We start from the raw sequence: 2,395 nt of genomic DNA, 5'->3' as shown, positions 1-2,395 counted from the left end.
TCAGCCCGGTCGTCACGCCCTGCAGCGCCTCCATCTCGCAGCCGGTCTTCCCGGTCGTCTCGACGGCGACCTCGAGTTCACCCTCGGCCTCGCCGCGTTCGGCCGCGAGTTCGAGTTCCTCGGCGTCGGTGGGCACGGCCACGACGATGGTGCCGTTCTCGCCCGTCTCGCCGATCTCCTCGCCGTTTGCGGTCACGACGGCGCCGGTGACGGCGCTGCCGTTCTGGGTGACCGTCACGGTCACGTTCTCGCCGGCGGTCGCGTTGCCGTCGAGGGAGAGTTCGAGGGGCTGTTCTGCCTCGTCGTCGTCAGTCTCGTTCTCCTCGGCCTCCTCAGGTCGGTCGTCTTTCTCCTCGATCTCGACCTGGTCGCCCGTGCCGGACTCGCCCACGACCGGCTTGAGGATGTACTTCCCGGAGTTGCCCGCCTTGAACACGGTGATGTCGAACACGAAGTCGACCGCCTCGCCGTTACCGACGGTGAACTCCTTCTTGAGCTGGAGCTTGTTGCTCGGCAGCTTCACGTTCGTCGAGGTGCCGTCGTTCAGCGTGCCGTTGATCGCGGCGATGTGGACGAACGTCTTGTCGTAGGTGCCGTTCTGGACCGCGAGGGTCCCGAGCTTCGAGGCGTTTGCGCCCTGAAGCTCGGTCAGATCGACGGTGACGTTGTTCACGTCCTTCTCGACCCACGCGCTCTCGTTCTCGCCGCCGTCGTCGACACGGTGGACGCCGACCTTCTCGATGGTGACGTTGAGGTGGTCGAAGTCGGCGATGGCGTTGCGCTCGTCGCTGACGTAGAAGTCGAGGCTCGCGCTCGTCTCGGTCGTCGCTGTCGCCGTCTCCGTCGTCGCCTCCGTCTCGGCCTCCTCGTCCTCGTCCTCGTCGTCACGGTCGCCCTGCTTCGCGGCGGGGCGCTCCTCGATCTCCTGATCGGGGCCGGACTCGCTCGCGACCGGCTGGATGTTGTAGCTGCCCGACTGGCCGCGCTTCACGACGGTGATGTCGAACACGAAGTCGATCTCCTCGCCGTTACCGACGGTGAACTCCTCGTTGAGGTGGAGCTTGCTGCTCGGCAGCTTCACGTTGGTCGAGGAGCCGTCCGTCAGCGTGCCGTTCACGTCGCTGATGTGGACGAACACCTTGTCGTAGGTGCCGTTGGGCGCGTCGATCTGCCCGACGACCGTGGCGTTGTTGCCCTGTAGCTCGGTCAGGTCGACGGTGACGTTGTCGACGTCCTGCGTGACCCAGCCGTCGTCCTCGGCGTCGATCTCCTCGGTCTCGGAGACCTCAGTCTCTGAAACCTCGGTTTCCGACTCCTCGGCGTCGCCCTCGGAGTCGTCGACGCGGTGGGCCGCGATCTGAGTCACCGTGACGTTGAGGTGCTCGAAGTCGTCTATCGCGTTGTTCTGGTCGCTGATGTACATGTTGACCGTCCCCTCCCCACTACCGTCGCTCCCGCCCGGAGCGACGCCGGAGCCACACCCCGCGAGGAGGAGCATGGCCGCGGCGAGAACCGTCGCTACAGTCTGGCGTTTCATCGTGCTCCACCCTACTCGCTCGAGCGGGATAACCCCCAGTAGCGTTTCAGCCGGATGGGGGCCGTTTCAGTCGAATAAAGCCCGCGAGACCGGCGGGAACCGGCCGGCTGAGGCGTTCGCCGAGTCGACAGCGGTAAACCGCCGCCCGAACCACCCACAGCCATGACTCTCCGGACGACGTTCCTCGGCACCAGCGGGGCGGTGCCGACGACGCGGCGGGCCCCGAGCGCGGTGATGGTGAACCGCGAGGGCGAACGGTTCCTCTTCGACTGCGGCGAGGGGACCCAGCGGCAGATGATGCGGTTCAACACCGGGTTCGACGTGGAGCACGTGCTGCTCACGCATCTCCACGGCGACCACATCCTCGGGCTGCCCGGTCTGCTCCAGACGTGGGACTTCCAGGACCGCACGGGCGCACTGGCGATCCACGCCCCGCCCGGCTCGCGCCGGCAGATACGTGACCTGATCGGCGCCGGCGGGCACGACACCGGGTTCCCGGTCCGGATCCACGAGGTCGCGCCCGGCAACGTCGCCATCGACGGCGACGCGTTCGAGATCCGCGCGTTCGAGACCGAACACCGCACCACTTCGCAGGGGTACGCGCTGATCGAGGACGACCGGAAGGGGCGGTTCATGCGCGAGAAAGCCGAGGAAGAACTGGATATCCCGCCCGGCCCGGCCTACGGCAAGCTTCACGAGGGGGAGACGGTCGAACTCGACGACGGCCGCGTCATCGAGCCTGAGCAGGTCGTCGGCGACCCCCGACCCGGCCGCTCGCTGGTGTACACCGGCGACACTCGGCCCGTCGAGTCGACCGTCGAAGTCGCCGACGAGCCGGACCTGCTGATCCACGACGCG

Annotated in this window: 2 protein-coding genes; one reads left to right on the top strand and one right to left on the bottom strand. The window is 67.1% G+C overall.

Annotated elements, in window-relative coordinates; all coding sequences use genetic code 11:
- Positions 1-1,537 (bottom strand): DUF4382 domain-containing protein (locus ACFR9S_RS10460; RefSeq protein WP_379818577.1); only part of this gene is annotated, 1,537 nt, incomplete at its 3' end.
- A gap of 162 nt (positions 1,538-1,699) precedes the next feature.
- Here ACFR9S_RS10460 and ACFR9S_RS10455 point away from each other — a divergent pair.
- Positions 1,700-2,395, top strand: a 696-nt coding sequence (locus tag ACFR9S_RS10455) for a ribonuclease Z (RefSeq protein ID WP_379818575.1), incomplete at its 3' end; no start/stop codon positions are given.

This window comes from Halolamina salina (genome assembly GCF_042678005.1).
GTDB classification, from domain to species: domain Archaea; phylum Halobacteriota; class Halobacteria; order Halobacteriales; family Haloferacaceae; genus Halolamina; species Halolamina salina.
Note: the sequence above shows the minus strand (reverse complement) of the source record. Positions and strands in the feature narration are given on the sequence as shown.